This is a genomic window from Paenibacillus kobensis NBRC 15729, assembly GCF_004000825.1.
GTDB lineage: Bacteria > Bacillota > Bacilli > Paenibacillales > Paenibacillaceae > Paenibacillus_T > Paenibacillus_T kobensis.
Genome location: NZ_BILZ01000036.1, coordinates 1 through 21,292, shown reverse-complemented (window position 1 = coordinate 21,292; position 21,292 = coordinate 1). Strand labels below are relative to the sequence as shown.

Genomic DNA, 21,292 nt, shown 5'->3' with positions numbered 1-21,292 from the left:
AAATCCGTTAAAAATGGTTTAAGCCCATCCTATTCGAACGATCGCTAATCGTTCTGGAATCCGAGATCCTTCAGCACGCGGTCTTGATTCCGCCAATCCTTCTTCACCTTGACCCATAGTTCCAGGAAAGTGCGGGAACCTAGCAGCGTCTCGATATCGCGGCGCGCCTGCTTGCCGACTTCCTTCAGCAGCGAGCCTTGCTTGCCGATAATAATCCCTTTCTGCGAATCGCGTTCCACGAAGATGACCGCACCGATATAGACGACGCCGTTGTCCTGCACCTTCATATCTTCGATCGTAACTGCGATGGAATGCGGAATTTCTTCGCGCGTCATGTGCAGTATTTTCTCACGGATTAGCTCCGCGCAGACAAACTGCTCTGGATGGTCCGTGATTTGATCCGCTGGATAATATTGCGGTCCTTCCGGCAGGTATTTGCCGATTTGCGTTAGCAGCGTGTCGACGTTATTGCCTTGCAGAGCGCTGATCGGAATGATCTCCGCAAATTCGTACAAATCTTTATATTGCGTAATGATCTTGAGAAGTTCTTCCGGATGCACCTTGTCAATCTTATTCATAACAAGAAAGACCGGCGTGTTCGTCACTTTCTTCAATTGCTCAATTATAAACCGGTCGCCGCCGCCAAGACCTTCCGATACGTCGATTAAGAACAGTGCTGCTTCGACCTCGTCCAGTGCAGTGACTGCTGACTTGACCATAAAGTTGCCGAGCTTAGATGTCGGCTTATGGATACCAGGCGTATCAAGGAAGACGATCTGCATGTCATCTTTGGTGTAGACGCCATGAATTTTGTTCCGCGTCGTCTGCGGCTTGTCCGACATAATGGCAATCTTCTGCCCGATAATATTGTTCATTAGCGTCGACTTGCCTACGTTCGGCCTGCCGACAATCGCGACGAAGCCGGAATGAAATTTGCGCTTGCCGCGCGTATTGTCCGTGTTGTTCATATGGTTCATTAACTTGTTATCCCTTCTGCCTTCAGAACTGCTTACGATTATTGTTTCTTTTCCAAATCCGCCGACGTGAATGCACCCGGCAGAAGCTCGCTAACCGACATCACCGAGATGTCGCCATGCAAGTTGCCCATAACGACCGGCATGTCCGGTCCGCCTAGCTCCATCAGCACTTGGCGGCATACGCCGCACGGGGCGATCGGTCCGGATGTATCGCCGATAACGGCGATCGCCTGGAACGTGCCCGGCTCGCAGCCGTCGGCTATAGCGCGGAACAAGGCGGTCCGTTCCGCACAGTTCGTTGGTCCGTATGCCGCATTCTCGACATTGCAGCCGTAATGAATCCGTCCTTCGCGGTCAAGCAGCGCCGCGCCGACTTGAAAATGGGAATACGGCACGTATGCCCGCTTCCGGGCTTCCCGCGCCGCATTCATTAAGCTTTCCCACTTCGCAAGGCCGTTACGTGCTTCATTCATTTCTTCCAGCCCCCTGCCTCTATTGTACCCTTCAATAGCAGCCTGCGCCTCATCCTCCGAACAACCGGTCCCATAACGGAGGGCCGAGCAATACGAAGCCGATCGCTGCCGCAAGCAGCGAAGCGACAAGCACAGCGCCGGCCGCCGTATCTTTGGCCGCCTTGGCAAGCGGGTGCCGCTCCAAGCCAATCCGGTCGATCGTAAGCTCGACAGCCGTATTAACCATCTCAAGCGAAATGACGAGCGCCATGACGACGAGAAGTATCGCCCATTCAACAGAGCTTAATCCAAGCCAAGCGGCGGCGGCGGCAGCAAGCAGAGCAGCGGCGAGATGGAACCGCATATGCTTCTGAGTCCGAAATGCATATACGATGCCCTCGGCCGCGTAACGAAAGCTGTTCAGCTCGTCCCGCATTAGCGAGGCAAGCCTGCCTTCTGCAGCACCGCTTCTTGCTTCGCCGTCATTTCCGCCTCACCTTCGGCGTCTTCATGATCGTAACCGATCAAATGCAAAAAGCCGTGCACGAACAGAAAACCGATCTCTCTCTCAAGCGAATGACCATACTCCTCGCTTTGCAATTTCGCACGTTCGGTCGAAATAACGATGTCCCCAAGCATGCCCGAGAACGGGTCCTGCTCGTCCTCCGACTCGACCTCGAATACGATCTCCGGCTCCTCTTCGCCCTCTTCTTGCATCGCGAACGACAATACGTCCGTCGGACGGTCAATATTCCGGAATTCACGGTTCAGACGGTGAATTTCTTCGTCGTCGACGAACGTCAGCGACACTTCGCCCTCCTTCAAGCCTTCTTGTTCGCCTGCGATCCGCAGAAGTTGCTCGAGACGCTCAATCCACGCATCCGGTATTTCGATTTTCGATTGCTCGTTGCTCCAGTCCAACACTAAGCTCATGCCAGCCGCTCCTTCGGTTTGACATCGTCCGGATATTCAATTCGCGAATGGAAGATGCCTATAACGGCCTCCTTCAGCGTCTGTGCGATCTTGTCTAGTTCCTTCATCGTCAGATCGCATTCATTGAATTGGTTGTCGTCCAGACGGTCTTTAATAATCTTGTGTATCATCGTTTCAATATGCTCCACCGTCGGCTTCCGCAAACTTCGGACCGCTGCTTCCACGCAATCGGCAATTCCGACGATCGCCGCTTCCTTCGACTGGGCTTTCGGTCCAGGATAACGGAAATCGTCAGCCGTAAAGTCTGGCTCCACGCCTTGCTCTTCGGCCTGCTTCAACGCTTTATGGTAGAAAAATTTTAAGAACGTCGTGCCGTGATGCTGCTCTGCGATGTCGCGAATCGGCCGCGGAATGTTGTAGCCCCGCAGCATCTCGACGCCGTCCCGGGCGTGCGCAACGATAATGGACTTACTGAGCTTCGGCTCGATAAAATCGTGCGGATTCTCAATGTTCGTCTGGTTCTCGATAAAATAATTCGGCCGTTTCGTCTTTCCGATATCGTGGTAGAACGAGCCGACCCGGCAGAGCAGTCCGTCCGCTCCAATTGCCTCCGCAGCCGCTTCTGACAAATTGCCGACCATGACGCTGTGGTGATAGGTGCCCGGCGTCTCCGTCAGCAGCTTGCGCAGCAGCGGATGGTTCGGACTGGACAGCTCCACCAGCTTAAGCGCTGACAATATGCCGAACGTTACCTCAAAGAACGGCATAATGCCGATAACAAGAACAGCTGTAATCAATCCGCTGGCGAAAGCAAATCCGGTCGAATAAATAAGCTGCGTCTGATCGATCTTCTCGCCAAGCAGTTGGAGCGCCAGCACCGATAAGGAACCGAACAAGCTGGCCATAATGCCTGCCTTTAGTATCGTCGAACGCTGGCTTGCGCGGTGTACGGCGAATATAGCGGAGAAAGATACAACGGCGATAACGAATCCGTAATCAAAGTCGAACAGGCTTTCCCGGCCGGTATTGAAGATGATGCTTCCGGAAATGGCGAACAGGAACGAGCTGACGATGGCCACATGCATGTCTAGCAGCAGCGCTATGAGCATCGTACCCGTTGCTACTGGCGCCAAATATCCGACGTATGCCGTCGTTGACGATTGCGGCAGACTAACGATCTGCATAATGATCATATTCAAGAGGAAGATTAGCAGCAGCATAAACAGCTGAGGGTTGCCATACTTCGGCTTCGTCCCGCTGATGCCGCCCGACTGCGCCATATAGCTGAACAGCACGACGACGAACAAGATGGACAGCAGCAGCGTGCCAAGCTGCGGCCAATATGTCTTGCGGTCCTGAAGCAACCCTGCGTTCTCAAGCAGCTCATATTTCTCCGGCGTAATAAGCTCGCCCTTAGCAACGATCACTTCCCCTTCGGGGATGGCGACGCGGGCTGTATTCTCCCGGGCCGAAGCTCTCGCCGCGTTCGTCGATTCTTTGTCGTAGAACTTGTTCGGCATAATAGCGTAACGAGCCAATTCCTGCACGATCTCGCGCGCTGTCCGGTTCGTCAATGTACTTGCATTCACCAGCTCGGCGACACGTGTACGTGCCGTCTCGGCGTCGCGCAATTGCTCGCTCATCAGCTTCCGGACGGATTCCATCGCAACGCCGCGCATTTCGGACAACTGATCCTGCGTGAGCTTCGGAATCTTATAGAACGTCTCCTCCGGTACAGTATAGCGCTGCTCCTTCGCCGAGCTTAGCATTTCGTCCAACAGCGTATCGTTGTATGTACTGTTGCCCCGGTTCGATTTGGCGAACTGCTCCAAATACTCGTCGTATTTGCGGGGAATTTCTGTCCGGTAGATTTGAATCTTATCATCCATTGTGACGCCGTCGTCCTGATTTAACTGGTCCATCCGCATGAAGATCTGATCGACCAGTTGATCGCCGCGCAGCGGAACGTAGGTATAGATGTCTTCTACCGCTTCCGCCGCTTTCTCCTGCGCCGCAAGCGTTGCTTTCTCATCGAATATTTGTTTAGGCGCTTCAATCGTTTTCTCGCTTACCGCGCCCTTCTTCACGTCATAGGTTTGCGGAACGAGATAAGGAGACAGGTTGAAATAAAACAGCAGCATGAACAGAAAAAGCAGCGCGTAGCGTACGCCCGCGCTTTGCTTCCAGCCTTTTGTCGTTATCGCCTGATGCCCGTGTCGGTTTTCCTTGTTCCGGTTCATGCAGCGTACAATCCTCTCTATGCTTGGTTTTCCGCGTCTTGGTTGTAAGCCGTAATAATCTTCTGTACCAAGGTATGACGTACGACATCCTGCTCCGAGAAGGTGATAAATCCGATTTCAGCAATGCCTTGCAGTATACGGGACGCTTCGATTAAGCCGCTCTTCTTGCCTCGCGGCAAGTCGATCTGCGTAACGTCGCCCGTAACGACCATCTTCGAACCGAACCCAAGCCGGGTCAGGAACATCTTCATCTGCTCCGGCGTCGTATTCTGAGCTTCGTCCAAAATGATGAACGAATCATCAAGCGTACGGCCGCGCATATACGCAAGCGGCGCCACTTCGATCATGCCCCGTTCGAACAGCTTCGTTGTCTGCTCCAAACCGAGAACATCGTGCAGCGCATCATACAAAGGACGCAAGTAAGGATCGACCTTCTCCTGCAAGTCGCCGGGCAGAAAGCCGAGATTCTCGCCTGCTTCTACGGCTGGTCGCGTCAGCATAATGCGCTTAACCGCGCCTTCCTTCAGCGCTGCGACAGCCAATACGACAGCCAGATATGTCTTGCCCGTACCCGCAGGTCCGATACCGAACACGATGTCCTTCTTCTTAATCGTCTGAATATAATGCCGTTGGCCGATCGTCTTGACGCGGATCGGTTTGCCTTTATACGTGGTTGTAATCGTGTACGTCAGCAAATCAAGCAATTGATCAGCTTGCAACTGCCGCGCAAGCTCCAGCGCATACGTTACATCGCGCTCCGTCGGCGTGAATCCGCCGCGAATAAGCTGCAGCAAGACGCTGAACAACTGTTCCAGTTGCTCGACTTCGTCTGGCTCGCCCGTAATCACGATCTCCGCCTCGCGGGATTGAATGGAGGCGCTCATATGACTTTCGATCAGCCGCAAATACCGGTCCTGTGGACCGAATACCGCGAGCCCTTCCGCTGCGTTCCGCAGCGTCAATTTCACCGTCTTTGTCTCATTGTGCAAATAGACTCATTCTCCTTGCGTACTGACTAATGGCATTTCGGTTACGATCGATTGTTCCACTTCCAAAAGTACTTTCAAATAAACTTTACCATTGTCCGTCTTTTCATGCAAAAGTTTTTCCGCTACAACGACTGCATCCGCGCCCGCTTTCGTCATCAAATCAGCCTTTGCCTGCTGAATTCCTTTGGCAATCGCTTCCTCTTTGGTCAGCGTTCGTTCATCCTGCCTCACTTCGAGAACGGTTTCCTTCAATCTGCCGATCGGCAATTGCAACCCGCGCCAGGACGCCTTCTCTTCCCGCTGAACGACCTCAAACGACGCGAACGGACTGCCGCCGAAGCCGCTGACCTGCAATGCTCTGCCGCCGATGACCAGATTCCATTTGATCTTTGATTCTCCTGTATATACTTTAACCTTTTCCGACAAAGGAGAAACGATCTGATATTCATGCCATACGATGCCGCGCACTTTCCCTTTGGCTACAACCGTCTGCATGCTCGTCTCATTGCCCAGCGTACCGGAGATCAGAATGTCTCCCTTAGCAACGCGCATATTCCGCTTCACGACCGGGCGGCCTGCTTCAGCCTGAATATCGGTAACAACCGCGTCTGCTGAGGCGATCAGATGGCGGGGGCTAAGCGCCGGTCCGCGGTCTGGCTTTGTTGATTCAACGACGTTGATAATAACGGATGTGCCCTTCATCTTCACGCCGACCCACGCCGCATCGGGCAGCCTCGCTGCAAGCCTCTTGGCAATTATCGCTGGCTCATCCAACCGGAACGACCATTGCAGTTGATGGATTCCTTCGGCCTCCGCCGCTTGCAGAATGGCCTCATCGGATATGCGGACGTTGCCCGTCACTTGCACCGACCACACAAGCGACGACAACAAGTACAGGCCGACGAAGAAAGCTAGCATCCCGACGCCGAAGAAGACGCGCCGGCGAACCTTCTTGATCCAGAACGGCATGCCCTCCCTTCCCGCCACATGGATTCGGCAGCTTGTCCGTTTCAAATAAGGGCGCAGACGAAAAAAATCGTGCACCGTCGTCTCGAATTCCAAATCACCGCCGGTTGACCGCCGGATCGACCACAGCTCGACGCCGCCCTGCAGCGCCCGATTCACGAACGCCTCGGGTTCGCCGCCGCGCGCCCGTACCGTTACGATCCCTCTTAACCACTGCATCCAGGTCCCTTTCACGCTCGCCCGCTCCTTTCACTGCCTGTCCGGCCGGCTGGGCGCTCATGCGCCGCCTTCCTTACATGCCGTGCACCTCGATATTTTTAATGACGCCCTCTACGAACACTTCTTCCGTCCAGATCGTCCGGATGACGAGATCGGCTCCCGTAACTTCCAGCTCCCCTTTACTGAGCGCAAGACGAAGCCGGTCGCTTGAGAAATGAAGGACGCCTCTGTGGTTCTCGATATACAGCTGCCGATCTCCAATCATCGTGAGGCGGGGAAGATCGTACACGACGTCTTGAGGAAGTTCCAGCAACTGTGCCGTCAGTTTTTGCAGCTTGCGGTTCATACGACGCATTGCCATGGCGTTATCCGCTCCCCCTCCCGTACTTTACCAAATTATGCGGCACAGCCTTGGATTATGTAGCTTACGATACAGAGCCGGTAATTTCATATGCAAAAAAGTCCGTACGGACACTCAGCTCATTGCTGAGTTCCATACGGACTAATTTTAGCTTGCATATTACACGGCACTTTATCTGTTCCATGGCCGCTTGGCGCGCGGCGGACCTAGTATTTCCGACCAGACGACAGCTTGGCGCATCGCCTTCACATCCAGGTCAGCTGCGGCAACCTGCTTACCTGTAGCCGAAGCAACGACTGTCGGGCGCGTCGAGCGCTGTTCCGGGACCCGAGGCGAGCTTGCGTCCTGCAATTCCGTCGACAGGAATATGTCTTCCCGCTCCGCGGGCTGCGTTCGAGCCGCAACTGCCGGCCCGCTTGACGAAGGGACACGGCGAACGGCTGCCGGCTGCGGACGCTCAGCGGAAGGCTGCCGGCCGGGAAGCGGCGGCTGCCCGTTACTTGGTCTATGCCGCTGAGGTTCGCCCTCCTCGACGGACGCTGCATCTCCTCCGCCGAAGTCCGGCATCCGCGTCGTTCTTCTGTCGCCTTTGCCTTTTCTCTTGCCCATCGCCGACAGCACGAAGCCCGCGACAACGATGACGAGATAAATATTATCAAGCAAAAAATCAATCAGCTTCTCCATAGCGCGGCCTATGCCTTATGGTCGTCTTGCTGCGCCGTATCCGGCTTACCGATCGTACTGCGCATCTGCGTATCGGCTTCGATGTTCTTCATGTTCATATAGTCCATTACGCCTAGCTTGCCGCTTTTAAGCGCTTCAGCCATTGCAAGAGGAACCTGCGATTCCGATTCCACGACTCGGGCCCGCATTTCTACGACCTTCGCCTTCATCTCCTGCTCATGTGCGACAGCCATTGCGCGGCGCTCTTCCGCCTTCGCCTGTGCGATCCGTTTGTCCGCCTCCGCTTGCTCGGTCTGCAGATGAGCACCGATGTTTTTGCCTACATCCACGTCCGCAATATCGATCGATAAGATTTCGAACGCAGTCCCGGCATCAAGTCCTTTGCCAAGTACGGTACGCGAAATCAAATCCGGATTCTCAAGCACATCCTTATGCGATGCAGACGAACCGACCGTCGTGACAATCCCTTCGCCGACACGCGCGATAATCGTTTCCTCGCCGGCGCCGCCGACGAGACGCTCGATATTCGCCCGAACCGTTACGCGAGCTTTTACTTTCACTTCAATGCCGTCTTTCGCCACAGCCGCCACGATCGGCGTCTCAATGACGCGCGGGTTAACGCTCATCTGTACCGCTTGCAAGACATCGCGTCCCGCCAGATCGATCGCTGCCGCCCGTTCGAATACGAGCGGGATGTTGGCGCGCTGCGCCGCGATAAGCGCATTGACGACGCGGTCGACATTGCCGCCTGCGAGGAAGTGGCTCTCGAGTTGATTGATCGATAGACCGAGTCCTGCTTTCGTCGCTTTGATAAGCGGATTCACGATGCGGCTTGGCACGACGCGGCGCAGACGCATTGCGACGAGTGTGATGATGCTGATCCGGACACCCGATGCAAGCGCCGAAATCCAGAGCATAATGGGGAAGAAGCTCAGGAAGACGAACAAAGCAACGATGACAACGGCTGCAATAATTAAAAAAGTAACAGCTTGCGGTTCCATTGATTAACCCCTCCATGTAAGTAGTTTGACCAATCAGTGAGACGATTCTGCTTCTTTGACGACGACCCGGGTGCCGTCCGTCGCCACGACGGTTACGGTTACGCCCGATCCGATGAACCGTCCGTCGGTTACGACGTCGATCCTATCGCCATCAATGTCGACCGCTCCCGCAGGACGAAGCGGTGTCAGTGTGACGCCCGATCGGCCGATCAGCGTCTCCCGCGACGGGGCCGATACATAGCCTTGCTCCGACGTTAGCTTATCCCGCAGTATAAACTTGTTCCATATGCCGCGGTCGCTGTATTTCCTCGCCAGCACATAGACGAGGACGACGGATACGACCAGTGCAATAGCGAGCGCGTACAGCGCTGTTACCGCATCCTGCGCAGCCGTTACAACCCCAGCTACAATCGCGATTGAACCAAGTACGCCTAGAATGCCGAAGCTTGGGATGAACAGCTCCGACGCCAACAAAAGTATTCCTGCGACAAATAGGATGATCGACTCTTGTCCGGCAAAGCCTGCAACGTAATGGCCGAAGAAAAATAGGACGAACGCAGCAACTCCGACGATACCCGGAATACCGAATCCCGGAAGCAGCATTTCGATAGCAATGCCCGCGATACCAAGAATGAGCAGAATCGTAATGATGGCCGGTGACGTTAACCACACAGCTAGCCGTTCCGACCATGTCGGCTCGATCTCAATCTGCGTGCGTTGTCCGAGTTCCAGCCACCCAATCGTCTCGTCAACGGTAGCCGCAATATGCTCCGCATAACCCGCTTTGACCGCTTCCGTTGCCGTCAGCGTCAAAATATCTCCTTGCGCTTTCGTCCGGCCGATTTCTTTCACGTCCACAACTGCGTTAATATCGGTCATCGCCGCTGCATAATCCGGATTCCGGTCATGCAGCCGCGCCGCTTCCATCATCTCACCGGTCCAGAATGAGACGACCTTCGGATTGTCGATCAGCTCGCCCGAACCATCGACTACAGCCGCAGCGCCGATCGTACTGCCTGGCTGCATGACAATGTTCTGCGCATTGAGCGCGATATACGTTCCCGCTGATACGGCTTTACCCTCGACGAACACCGTCGTCGGCACTTTGCTCTCGCGGATCAAATGGCCGATCTCGACCGCGCTGTCGACCAACCCTCCATACGTATCAAGCCGCAGTACAACCCGTTCCGCACGTGCTTCCTCCGCTTCCTTATACGCCCTCTCCAGAAATGACTGCAAGCCGGATTCAACCGTCTGTTTCGCATGAACGATATAGACAGCCCCTCCGACTGAGCTTTGCTCAGCAGCTGACACCGCTGACCAAGGCAGCAGACATCCAATAATGAAGCCAATAGCCGATAACCTTAACAGCAACGCTCTCCACTGCATGATGCGACGGAAATCCAAGCCTCACGCCTCCTTCATACTAGTATGTTACTAATGACATATACGCACATCTAACATGAACGTTTCGCATTTCCCACATAATGTATAATTATTTGATTAATCATATAAAAAGAACAGAAAAAACACTCCCTTGTATAAGGGAGTGTTCACCTGTCCGTATGAATTTATTGCAAGGATTGTTGCACAATCGTGTTTACTAGTTTACCGTCAGCGCGCCCTTTAACCTTCGGCATAAGGGCGGTCATCACTTTTCCCATCTCGGCTTTAGAAGAAGCACCGGTTTCCTGGATGGTCTGCAGTACAATTGACTTGATCTCTTCTTCAGTCAGCTGCTCGGGAAGGTATACACCAATAATATCGATTTCTACGGCAACATCTTTGACAAGATCATCTCGGCCCGCTTTGGTAAATTCTTGGAGGGAATCTTTACGTTGTTTGATCTCACGACTGAGTATATCAAGCACTTCGCTGTCCTCCAAGGAACGCTTCAAATCGATTTCCGCATTCTTGATGGACGCACGAATCATGCGAATCGTTGTAAGTTTAAACTTGTCCTGATTTTTCATCGCTTGCTTCATATCGTCGTTCAATCGATCGCTAAGGTTCATTGGGACGTGATCCTCCTAAAACTTTCTCTTACGCGCAGCCTCGGACTTCTTCTTGCGTTTCACGCTTGGCTTCTCGTAATGCTTGCGCTTCTTAACCTCAGCAAGAACGCCGTCCTTTGCGATGGAGCGCTTGAAGCGGCGGAGTGCAGCATCGATAGTCTCGTTTTTGCGAACTTTCGTTTCAGACACCAGTTTTCCCTCCCTCCGAAACAGACCGTCCAGAGCATTTCACCGTAATCAAATTTCATTATAGATGAAAAGGAAAGGCAGTGTCAACTTTCAACCTTCGAAAGAAGTGCTCCCAAATTTCGGCCGCCCAACAAGTGGAAATGTAAGTGACTAACCTCCATGCCGCTGTCAGCATTACAGTTGTTAATTAGACGGTAGCCGGACTCGGCAATGCCGAGCTCGCGGGCGATTTGGCGTGCGGCCTGAAACAGTTCCGCAACCGCTGCATCGTCGGTGCCGCTCTCGACTTCGTTCATCGTATCGATATGCTTCTTCGGCACGATAACGACATGTACAGGCGCCTTCGGCGTGATATCGTGGAATGCCAATACAGCGTCGCTCTCATAAGCTTTGCGGGATGGAAGCTCTCCGTTAATGATTTTACAAAAAATACAGCTCATAAATGACACCCTCTCCTGCCTGACGGCCAATATGTACTACCTTTCATGATATCGAAAACAGCGGCGCTCGTCCAATCCGACGGCAGGCCAATGCCGGGTGCATGCCCGCCCGGGCCTGGACGGATACGCCCCGGCGCATCGCCGTACAAAAGGAATCAAAAGAACGGCAATACGGACAACCCGACCAGCGCAGCAAGCGGAAGCGTCTGCCGGATAAAGCGACGGCGCGGATAATACGGATACGGATAGAACGGAGCTCCGAACGGTGAGCCGAACGGCCCTCCGAATGGTCCGCCGAATGGGACGAATCCGCGGGGATCAACCATAACGACGCCGCAAGGAACGGCCAAGCATAGAAACTGATCATCAATATGTTCGACAATGCCGTCGATGCACCAGCCATTGTATGTCCGCGCCAATACGTACCGGTGCATATGATGCTTGCACCAATGCTTCATTTCCGTCTTCTCTCCGGCAGCCGGAAGCGTAATTTGCGGCATGACAGCGGTTTCCGCCTTATGGACCGGCGCAGGCTTCGCCGTCGTAAGCGGCTTGACGCCTGTCGGCTGCTTCGACACTGCCGCAGGTTTAGCCGCCGTTTCCGTTTTGTTCGACGGCTTTGAAATTATTTTACCAAGCTCCATGTCAATTCACCCTCCTGTTGCTACAATGTATGCAGCAATAGGCGTTTGGCTACTATTCGGCTTGACCGCTATTGGGATTGATTGAGCAGTTGATCCGGGATAGCTCCGTTCGTGCCGACTTCCGCTTGCTCCAGCGTTTTCTCGAGCTGCTGCCCGAGCTGTACCCAACTGCCGCCGGTTTGCGCGGTCATCTCGACCATTTTGTCCCCCGTTTCAAGAGTGAAGCCGGATAAGGTTTGTTCTAATTGCTGATACAAAACGAGTACTTGTTTAACATACTGCGCCTCAATGTCATTCAGTTGGCCCGGGTGAGCGCCAATCCCGTCCAGCGTGTCGCTGATCGCTTCAAGAAGCTTACGCGGTTGATCGGATGTCTGCGTCTGGCCGCCCGGTGCTGCGTGCTCCTCCGATGCCTCAATAAACGCCAGCAGCGCGTCACTGCCACGGAAAGAATAGCCCAGATTGTACAATAGGCTTAAACGGTCCGCCTCGCCTGATGACGCCGCCAGCTTATCCAGCGAGAACGCCACCTCATTCACATGTGCCTTCGCTGCCTGACCTGCTTTGATAATGTCTTCTCCTTGCTGCCGATTCGTCTCTTGATTGTGCTGCAAATTAAGCGAGAACAATAATACGATGCCGATTAGGCTGCCCGTCAGCAGCACCAATAGCACAGGTACGGTATACGTTCTCTTCGTTACGGTTTCCTTATCCTTATTCAACTTGTATGCCTCCGTTCGAATCGTGCTGAAGCTTGACCTAACTGGTTAGCGCATCTTCACCGTGACGCCGCCGTTCAAGAAATGAACATAGCATTCTTGGATTGGCTCGCCCAGCGATAGCTCCAGCGCTTCTGCATATACATCCAATTGAAATTGATGGCGCTGCGCCGCTTGGTCATACTGTCCTGAATATACTTGATCGGTCTTATAATCGAGCAGAACGATGCCTGCTTCATCCCGGAACAAGCAGTCGACAACACCTTGAATCAAGATTGGCTCATCGTCCAATCCTTCCGCCTGCGCGCCATAGATCCGGGAGGCGGGGAAAGCGCAGCTGAACGGCAGCTCTCTCCTCACCCAATCGGCTGCGAGCAGCCGCCTGCCGATCTCGTTGCCGAAAAAGGCGGATACCGTTTCAAGATGGATCGCCTCCGCCTGCTTGACGGTCATAATGCGGCGCTCAATGAGGCAGTCGACCGTGTCCTGCACTATAGCAGGCGTAACAGGTCCGTTTAGCGGAATATGCTGCATGAGCAAATGGCTGACCGTACCGCGCTCCGCCGGTGTAAGGGCGTTCTCTTCCATAAATCGCGGCCTGCGCAGACGGAAAGTTAAAGCAGACGGTTTGCCGCCCTCTCCCTTTGCAGCAGGCGACTGCTCCCTTGCCGGCAGCTTTGCGCTGTCTTCGGCCTCAGCCGCTTCGGCGTGCAGTCTCTTCATTTCCGTGACTGATGTTTTGGCCGGCACATGCGCTGCTGCTTGGTAGCCATATGACCAAGAGAGCAGCCGCTCGACCTCACCTGAAGCTTCTGACGGCTCCATGACCGCCAACTCGCTTACTGCAGCCAGCTTCTGCAGCATCTCCTGCTCGGCCGCCACATCGTGCTCGACAGCAGGCGCTGCTTCGTCCACGAACATAACCGCAGGCAGGACGCCAAAACGCCAGCCTTCAAGCGGTATGATCGATGCCTGCTTGCCGGACGTAGGATTGGCCTCGTCCAGTTCGGAGGTTAGGGCTTGCGGTTCATGATCTGGCTGTTGCACGGTCGTCAGCATTCCGCTGCCTGCGGCAAGCGGACCGAGCCAATCCAAATACGCTCTCGCCGAAGCAAGCCGGTCATCGGGCAGCCTGCCGTCCTCATCGACCGCCCCTGCCCATTCCTCCAGCTTCGAGACCGCGTTCGCTACGGTACCGACTAGAATCATCTTTTCTTTCGGACGGGTAACGGCGACGTATAGAATGCGCATCTCCTCAGCCAGCATTTCCATCCTCAGCCGGTTGCCGATCGCCAGATAAGGCAGAGTCGGATAGCTGACGCGGAGTTCCGCGTCTACAAATTTCGGACCGTAGCCCAGCTCTTTGTGAAGCAGGAATGGCGCATTCAGATCCTGCATATTGAACATTTTGCCGAGACCTGCAATGAACACGACCGGAAACTCCAGCCCTTTGCTCTTGTGGATGGACATAATGCGTACGACATCTTCCTGCTCACCGAGCGCGCGCGCTGTACCGAGATCGCCGCCTGTATCCCGCATCCGTTCGATGAAACGAAGGAAACGGAATAGCCCGCGGAACGTAGTCGACTCATATTGCCTTGCACGGTCCAACAGTGCGCGCAAATTCGCTTGACGCTGTGCACCGCCCGGCAGTCCCCCGACAAAGTCGTAATAGCCCGTTTCCCGGTACAATGAAGCAAGCAGCTCGGTGAGCGATCCTTGCCGCGCCGCTTCCCGCCAGCTCTCCAACTGGTTTAGAAACCGCTCCAGCTTTAGACGTACAGGTCCATCCGCACCTTCCATCTCCGCTGCCATACGAACAGCGTCATAGAAGTTCCCTCTTCCCGCTTGAATTCGTACATGGGCCAGTTCTTCAGCCGTCAGACCGAATATCGGCGAACGAAGTGCGCCTGCCAAAGGAATATCTTGATAAGGATTGTCAATGACGCGCAGCAGCGACATCATCACTTCCACTTCGGTTGCATCGAAGTAGCCAGAGCCGAGTTCGGCATAAGCCGGAATGCCATACGTCTGGAGCTCCTCGATCATAATCGGCGCCCATTGCTGGGTTGCGCGGAGCAAGATGACGATATCGCGCATCTGGAGCTGTCTGTATGTCTTACGGCGGCCGTCCCATACCGGATGCCCCGCTTCGCGCAGCTCGAGAATTCGGCGGGCGATCGCCCGCGCCTCCAACTGCGCTGTCTGCAGATCGGTTGCATCTGCCGCTCGAACAGAGCCGTCTTCCGCATCGGAGTCGGCTTCATCCTCCAGCCGCTCCTCTGCAGCGGCGGACGGTATCCCGTTCTTATCGATCAGCACAAGTTCGGCGGCGCATCGTCCCGGCAAGTCTGGGGCCGGATAATCGGCTCCGCATACCAATTCGGCGCGTTCGTCGTACTCGAGTTCGCCTACGCTCTCGCGCATGACGGCTCGGAATATGCCGTTCACGCCGTCTACGACTTCGCTCCGGCTGCGGAAGTTTCGCGCCAGGTCGATGCGGACGCCTGTCTCGCCGCTGTCCGCTTGTATCGATTGTGCGGCAACGTCGGCCGAGTCGGCTGGTGCGTACGTTTTATACTTGTGCAGGAACAAATTCGGCTCCGCGAGCCGGAACCGGTAGATACTCTGCTTCACGTCACCGACCATGAAACGGTTGTTCGGCCTCGCGATCAAGGTAACGATCGCCTCTTGCACCGTATTCGTATCTTGGTATTCGTCCAGCAGGATCTCGACGAACCGCTCCCGGTATTCCAGTGCAGCGGTCGACGGAACTTCTTCGTGCGGGGTCGATGAGGCATCACGCAAAATGCGGAGGCATCCATGCTCGAGATCGCTGAAATCGAGCAGTCCCTTGTCGCGCTTCAGCTCCTCGTACCGGCGCCCGAACGCGATGACGAGCCCGGACAGCGAATCCATTAGAGGCGCTAGCTCTTCGAGCTCGGCACGGTACTGCTCCGGCGTCCGGCGGAACCACTTGTCCGCAAGACCGGTAACGATTCCTTTTGCCTTGTCGCGCAAATCCTTGGACCGATCCTTCAGCAGAAGGTCATATTCGTCGCCTTTCATCGCCTTCAGCCTGCCGAACGATACCGATTCGAACTTGTCCGCCCACGCTTCCCACGGCTCAGTCGCAACAAAGCCGAGGAGGTCGGAAACAAGCGACAAGTCGTCCGCGAACGTATCAGCGTAAGGCGCTGGACCAGCAGGACGCCTCGTCAGGTTAAGAGCTTGCTCCAGCAATCCGGCAGCTCCGAACAGCGACAACCGCACGTCAGCCTTCGCCGCCTCCACCCATTCGGTGCCGCTTAGCGGCGCTTCGGCAGGCAGGAGGAACTTCGCTGCCATCCCGCGAAGCCAATGGTCGGGCCACGGGTGGCTGCGGGAGAAATCGTACAGTTTCTGAACGAGCCGATACAGCGGCTCATCTCCGCGCTCGCCTCCGTAACGGTCGGTCAGCATCAAGAAGCTGCCGCTGTCCTCATCCTCCCCTGCATATTTGCGCTCGAACAGCTCGTCCAGCGCATCGATCCGCAGCAGCTCGCTCTCCGTCTCCCCTGCCATCCTGAAGCCCGGATCGAGGCCGATCAGCGGATAGTAGCTGCGAATGACGTCCAGACAGAACGAGTGAAGCGTAGTTATGGAAGAGCGGTTAATTAGCGCCAGCTGGCGGCGAAGATGCTCCGATTCCGGATTGCGTTCCAGCGCGCCTTCAAGCGCGATACGAACCCGCTCCTTCATTTCCGAAGCCGCCGCTTTCGTGAACGTCGCGACGAGGAGCCGGTCGACGTCGGCGTCGGTCGATATTTTGCGGATGATCCGCTCAACCAGTACAGCCGTCTTGCCTGATCCCGCTGCCGCAGCGACGAGAATGTTGCTTCCTTCCGCCGATACGGCGCGCCATTGATCATCTGTCCACGTCGAACCTGCCGGCTTCGGACTAAACGTTACGCCCGTCATTGCTGTTCCCCCTCGTCATGAAAGCTTCTGCCGCTGCTGCCGCATCCCGTACATATCCATTCGATTCTGCAGCGGTAGGATCGAGCACTTGCCATACATCGTCCTTACCGAGCTTCGGCAGCTTGACATATTCGTTGCCGTCGAATAACGGATCAAATTGACACACCGGCTTGTACGAGCAGAAAGTGCATGGCGACTTGCCGCCTAGACGGTATGGAGAGATCGATACCGCTCCGCAGCCGATCGCTCCGCCGATTCGGCCAATCGTCCGGCGCACGGTATGGCGCAGTTGCTCCCATCCTTCCTGCGGCAGCACGGATGAGGTCGAATAGAACGAACCGTCCTTCTTCACCGCGACCGGCAGCACTTCCGAATAGCCGGACTCCAGTTCGCCGTCCATCAGCCTGACCACTTGCTCGTCAGCGACAAGCAAGCCTTTCGTCTTGAACTTCTTAAGCCGCTGTCTGCGCGCCTCATTGCGGTCGAGGCCGCCTGCGGCGTTCAACAGCGGATTGTGCACGTGAAAATAGAGCACGCCTGCCGGCTTCACTTCGCGGCCCAGCCATGCGGAGCCATGCGTGAGCAGCACGTCGAGGTATGCCAGCATCTGAAGCGATAATCCGAAAGCGACTTCCTCCATCCGAAGGCTGGTGGAGCTCGACTTGTAGTCCATAACGCGCAGCAGCAGCCCTTCATCCGTCTCAGCGGCATCGACCCGGTCGATACGGCCGACGAGCTCGATATCGGCGCCATCCGGCGTCTGCACGACGAGCGGAGGCAGCGTCCCTTCCGGACCGAAGTCGACTTCCAAGCCGACCGGATGGAACGACGCACGTCTCGCATGATCGCCGAGCATGACCGCTGCTTGCGTTATAACCGCCTTCAGCTTGGACAGCATGTAGCGGTGACGTCCACTGCTAAGCAGTATTTCGGATTGAAGGCGCGGTGCAAGCTCGTTCACCGCTTCTGCTGCAGCATCTGCCGCTTGTTGATCCGTAACGGCACCCCATCTGCGGCCGAACTTCTCCGCGACCTTGCTAAGGGCGGCGTGGAATAACTGACCGACGTCCGGCGCTTCCAACCTGTAAATCTGACGCTCCTGCAGCTTTAAGCCATATACCGCAAAATGCTGGAACGGGCATGAGACGAACCGTTCCATACGCGATACGCTCGCACGCAGCCGCTCGCCGTACAACAGGCGGGCTGTATCCGCATCAAGAGGCGGCTCCTCGTTCCGGTAATCAAGCGAAGCGACCCGTCTGCGAAGCGGTTCCTGCCACTGCGGACGGAGAGCGAACCAACCGAACACGTCCCACCATGCATCGTCGATATCCGCTCCTTGCCGCCATGCCCGCAGACGAGCGATCAAATGCGGCAGTGCAGACGCCGGACGCGCGGCGAAAGACAACTGCTCTTCTCTTGTCATATCTTCCGAAGGCTCGGTGCGAATCATGCGCACCGGCAGCAGCGGAAACATCGTCCGCAAATGACGGATCAACTCGGACGGGTGAAGGCTCTTCCCTTCTTCATCCGCCATGGCGTAGCTGATCCACAAGTGACGGCTTGGCGCCGCAATCGCGTTGTAGATCATAAAACGCTCATCAAGCAATCTCCGCCGGACGCTAGGCGCCAGAGGCAGCCCTGCATCTGAGAGCATATCCCGCTCCTGCTCAGTCAGTATGCCGTCTTCCGTCATCCGAGTCGGAAGTACGCCATCATTCGCGCCTAGTACATAACATATTTTCACTTCGCCCGACCGCGTACGATCGACGCTGCCGATTAGCACTTGATCGAGCGACGGCGGCACGGAGGCGAGCTTCAAGCTATCCAGACCGGTCTCCAGCATGCCGGCGAACAACTCCGGCGTCAGCGGCTCGTCGCCCGTCATCTCGACCAGTTGGTCGAGCAGCGACAACACGCCGTCCCACAACTGCCGGTGCGAACGCGACTGCCTTACTCGGCCCGCGTCCGCATCAGTGCGGCTCCAACGTTCAAGCCGGTCAGCGGCGCCGGCCCTTTCCAGCAGACGGTACAACGCTTCGCACATCGAGCGGACGTCGTTCGCACTCTGCAGCGCCTCGCTGAACTGGCGAAGCGGAGCCACGATCGCTTCACGCGCTTCAAGTACGACTTGGAAGCGCGCGAGCTCCGACTTACTCGCTTCCGCCGCCTCCGGACTATCAAGCGACTCGCGAACGAGCGGTTTCCAGCTGCGCATATCTAGCCAGCGCCAACCGTCGATGCCGGCGGCGAGCGCGTAATTCTCGAGAAGGTCAAACGATTCCCTCGTCAGTCTCGACTCGCTGTCGTCTGCATCGGGAAACAGAAGCTCCGTCTTCATGCAGCGGAATACAGCGTCGTACTTCCAGCCGTGGAGCACGGTCTCGAGCGCAGACCGAATAAATTCGACAAGCGGATGATGCGACGCTGTCCTTTTTTGGTCGAGGAAGTACGGAATTCCGTTGTCGTGCATCAACTCGGTGAGATAGTCGGTATAATCCGTCGCATTGCGGACCATTATCGCCATATCGCGCCAACGCATTCCTTCGTCACGTGCCCGGCGCACCATGTCGCTAACAGCCGCCTCCGCCTCTGCCCGGCGGTTCGGCGCCGCATGTAATGACAGCTCGCCGACTGACTGCTGCGGATCGAACAGCGACTCGGTCATTAGGTCAGGTGCCATAGGGCGGCGCGAAGCGTAGTACCGCTCAACGTGGGCGAGCACGGTTCGGTCGGTAAAGCGCGGCAGCGCGCGTTCGTTCAAAGTATGCGTCTCGCTGATGGCAACGCCGCAATGCTCAGCGAGCTCTCTCAGGCGGATATACGTCTCTGCCGTCGGATGAAACAACTCCAGTTCATGCGGCCGATCTCCGCCCTCATAAGGGCGGTCAAGCGTAAGCGCGACTGTCACGTTCGCCGCTGCCCCGATGATAGATTCCAGCGCTTCGTACTCCTTAGGCGTGAAGCCGTGGAAGCCGTCGATATACAGTTCTGCTCCGGCAAGCGACGGACTGAGGGCATATCCGCGGGCTAGAAATGTCAAATAATCTTCTGCGTCGGCATACAAATGAGCCGTTTCCAGCTCCAGCTGACGGTATAGCAATTGCAGATCGCCCAACTTCCGCTGCAACAAAGGAGAAGCAGCAGCCGAACCGGACTGCCAATCCGCAGAGTCAGACAACCGGGAGCTGTCGACGCCGTAACGTTTCCATTCAGTCAGCAGCTCGCCCAGCCGTTCGATAAATCCGGGTTGTCCGCCCGCTCCTTGGAACAGCTGGAGCTCCGATGCATGCCTGTGCATGAGCTTGTACAACAGCATGTTTTTTCCGTTCTCGTCGATGGGCACCAAAGCAGTGCCGCCTGTTTCTTGCATGACGCGAAACGCAAGCCGCCGGAAGCTGAGCGCTTGCGCACGAACCGTCCCTGTCCGCCCGCCGCCGCGCAGCAACTCGTACTCCGTCTGGAACGTCGCCTGTTCCGGCACGAGCATAATAAGCGGCGGGCCATCCGGCTCCGCCTGCAGCTTGGCGCGTATTTCGTCCAGACAATACCGGGTTTTCCCCGCCCCGGAGCGGCCTAGCACAAATCGAAGCGCCACAAGCCGAACCACCTTTTCCGATCAATTTCGCCATCCTTCCACGGATGACAAGGTGTTTCTATTCTAGCACAATGCGACGATTTTTTCATTGATAGGTCGAACATACATTCTGGGAAAATGATGCTCTCTCGCGGTGAAATGTGCGCACATTAGTAATGCTCGCCCATTCAGCCGCTGCGAGGCAGATCATGCTTACGATCGCTGATGTTTTCGGATTCATTTGAACAATGATCAATGGTGTGAATTCGAAAACAAAGGCGCACGCTTCGCTTCTTCAGCATGTTCTGCCCCTCCGCTCTTGGTTGCGAGCACACAAAGATGCTCACATGTCACCGCTTCGCTCGCCAGTGATAAAAACTAATAAGACTAGGCGGTGCACCTAGTCAGGTAACAACACACTTTATACTCTATCGCCCTTGACGATACGACTTGTGGGCTTTAACTACACACTTTGTTACTTTGTTAGCTGGTAACAAGGCGCCGAACCATCTCGAATACGCAGTTGGCATAATACTCTCGCCTAACGATTCTTGACGAAAAGCAAAAAGCCCCAGACGAATGAATCGTCTGGGGCAAACAGCCGGCGTTATCGCTTGCTCCGAACCTCGAATATTGCAAACTTCAAATAATGTCCTTCGCTTACTCCGAGCAGTTGAGGATGATCTTTGCCCGCTGCACGCCATTCGACGAGGCGAAGCAGCTTGCCCGCATCGCGCGCGGCTTCTTGGATCGTCTCGAGGAACAGTTCCGGCTTCATATGGTACGAGCAGCTTGCCGTTACGAGGTAGCCGCCTTCGTTCACCAGCTTCAAACCGTGCAGGTTGATGTCCTTGTAGCCGCGCACAGCACCGCTCACCGCGCCTCGCGTCTTCGTGAACGCCGGCGGGTCCAGTACGACGACGTCC

Annotated in this window: 18 protein-coding genes and 1 pseudogene; all 19 read right to left on the bottom strand. The window is 55.6% G+C overall.

The window, feature by feature from the left end:
- Nucleotides 1-44 precede the first annotated feature (44 nt).
- Nucleotides 45-977 (bottom strand): GTPase Era, encoded by a 933-nt coding sequence (gene era, locus PKO01S_RS18985; RefSeq protein ID WP_407669670.1) that lies wholly within the window; start codon nt 975-977, stop codon nt 45-47.
- A 38-nt stretch (nt 978-1,015) separates the two neighbouring features.
- Nucleotides 1,016-1,450 carry a cytidine deaminase gene (locus PKO01S_RS18980; RefSeq protein WP_127533016.1) on the bottom strand — a complete coding sequence of 145 codons (435 nt, stop codon included), beginning with the start codon at nt 1,448-1,450 and terminating at the stop codon, nt 1,016-1,018.
- A 49-nt stretch (nt 1,451-1,499) separates the two neighbouring features.
- A complete protein-coding gene (locus PKO01S_RS18975; protein WP_127533015.1) occupies nt 1,500-1,865 on the bottom strand; it encodes a diacylglycerol kinase in 366 nt (121 codons plus the stop codon).
- Entirely contained in the window at nt 1,865-2,362 is a 498-nt protein-coding gene (gene ybeY, locus PKO01S_RS18970) for an rRNA maturation RNase YbeY (RefSeq protein ID WP_127533014.1), read from the bottom strand. Before ybeY ends, PKO01S_RS18975 begins: the two co-directional genes overlap by 1 nt.
- Complete coding sequence (locus tag PKO01S_RS18965; RefSeq protein ID WP_127533013.1) at nt 2,359-4,602, bottom strand: HD family phosphohydrolase; 2,244 nt, start codon at nt 4,600-4,602, stop codon at nt 2,359-2,361. The genes ybeY and PKO01S_RS18965 overlap by 4 nt, the downstream gene beginning before the upstream one ends.
- 17 nt (nt 4,603-4,619) lie before the next feature.
- Complete coding sequence (locus PKO01S_RS18960) at nt 4,620-5,591, bottom strand: PhoH family protein (RefSeq protein WP_127533012.1); 972 nt, start codon at nt 5,589-5,591, stop codon at nt 4,620-4,622.
- Between the two features lie 6 nt (nt 5,592-5,597).
- Entirely contained in the window at nt 5,598-6,791 is a 1,194-nt protein-coding gene (gene yqfD, locus PKO01S_RS18955) for a sporulation protein YqfD (RefSeq protein ID WP_127533011.1), read from the bottom strand.
- A gap of 58 nt (nt 6,792-6,849) precedes the next feature.
- Nucleotides 6,850-7,131 carry a sporulation protein YqfC gene (yqfC, locus tag PKO01S_RS18950; protein ID WP_127533054.1) on the bottom strand — a complete coding sequence of 94 codons (282 nt, stop codon included), beginning with the start codon at nt 7,129-7,131 and terminating at the stop codon, nt 6,850-6,852.
- Between the two features lie 177 nt (nt 7,132-7,308).
- On the bottom strand, nt 7,309-7,821 hold the full coding sequence (locus PKO01S_RS18945; RefSeq protein WP_127533010.1) for a hypothetical protein: 513 nt from the start codon (nt 7,819-7,821) through the stop codon (nt 7,309-7,311).
- 8 nt (nt 7,822-7,829) lie between these two features.
- On the bottom strand, nt 7,830-8,822 hold the full coding sequence (gene floA, locus PKO01S_RS18940) for a flotillin-like protein FloA (RefSeq protein ID WP_127533009.1): 993 nt from the start codon (nt 8,820-8,822) through the stop codon (nt 7,830-7,832).
- A 33-nt stretch (nt 8,823-8,855) separates the two neighbouring features.
- Nucleotides 8,856-10,229 carry an NfeD family protein gene (locus tag PKO01S_RS18935; protein ID WP_246070637.1) on the bottom strand — a complete coding sequence of 458 codons (1,374 nt, stop codon included), beginning with the start codon at nt 10,227-10,229 and terminating at the stop codon, nt 8,856-8,858.
- Between the two features lie 164 nt (nt 10,230-10,393).
- Entirely contained in the window at nt 10,394-10,837 is a 444-nt protein-coding gene (locus PKO01S_RS18930; protein ID WP_127533008.1) for a GatB/YqeY domain-containing protein, read from the bottom strand.
- Between the two features lie 15 nt (nt 10,838-10,852).
- Nucleotides 10,853-11,026 (bottom strand): 30S ribosomal protein S21, encoded by a 174-nt coding sequence (rpsU, locus tag PKO01S_RS18925; RefSeq protein ID WP_005547957.1) that lies wholly within the window; start codon nt 11,024-11,026, stop codon nt 10,853-10,855.
- An 83-nt stretch (nt 11,027-11,109) separates the two neighbouring features.
- On the bottom strand, nt 11,110-11,466 hold the full coding sequence (locus PKO01S_RS18920) for a histidine triad nucleotide-binding protein (protein WP_127533007.1): 357 nt from the start codon (nt 11,464-11,466) through the stop codon (nt 11,110-11,112).
- Nucleotides 11,467-11,621: 155 nt separating this feature from the next.
- Complete coding sequence (locus tag PKO01S_RS18915) at nt 11,622-12,110, bottom strand: hypothetical protein (RefSeq protein ID WP_246070636.1); 489 nt, start codon at nt 12,108-12,110, stop codon at nt 11,622-11,624.
- Between the two features lie 68 nt (nt 12,111-12,178).
- Nucleotides 12,179-12,832, bottom strand: coding sequence for a hypothetical protein (locus tag PKO01S_RS18910; protein WP_127533006.1), 654 nt, complete (start codon nt 12,830-12,832; stop codon nt 12,179-12,181).
- A gap of 45 nt (nt 12,833-12,877) precedes the next feature.
- Nucleotides 12,878-16,789: a helicase-exonuclease AddAB subunit AddA gene (gene addA, locus PKO01S_RS18905; protein WP_127533005.1), complete on the bottom strand. Its 3,912-nt coding sequence runs from the start codon at nt 16,787-16,789 to the stop codon at nt 12,878-12,880.
- Nucleotides 16,770-20,387, bottom strand: a complete 3,618-nt coding sequence (gene addB, locus PKO01S_RS18900) for a helicase-exonuclease AddAB subunit AddB (RefSeq protein ID WP_127533004.1) — start codon at nt 20,385-20,387, stop codon at nt 16,770-16,772. Before addB ends, addA begins: the two co-directional genes overlap by 20 nt.
- Nucleotides 20,388-20,973: 586 nt before the next feature.
- Nucleotides 20,974-21,292 (bottom strand): annotated as a pseudogene (locus tag PKO01S_RS18895) (rRNA large subunit methyltransferase I); the annotation flags it as partial.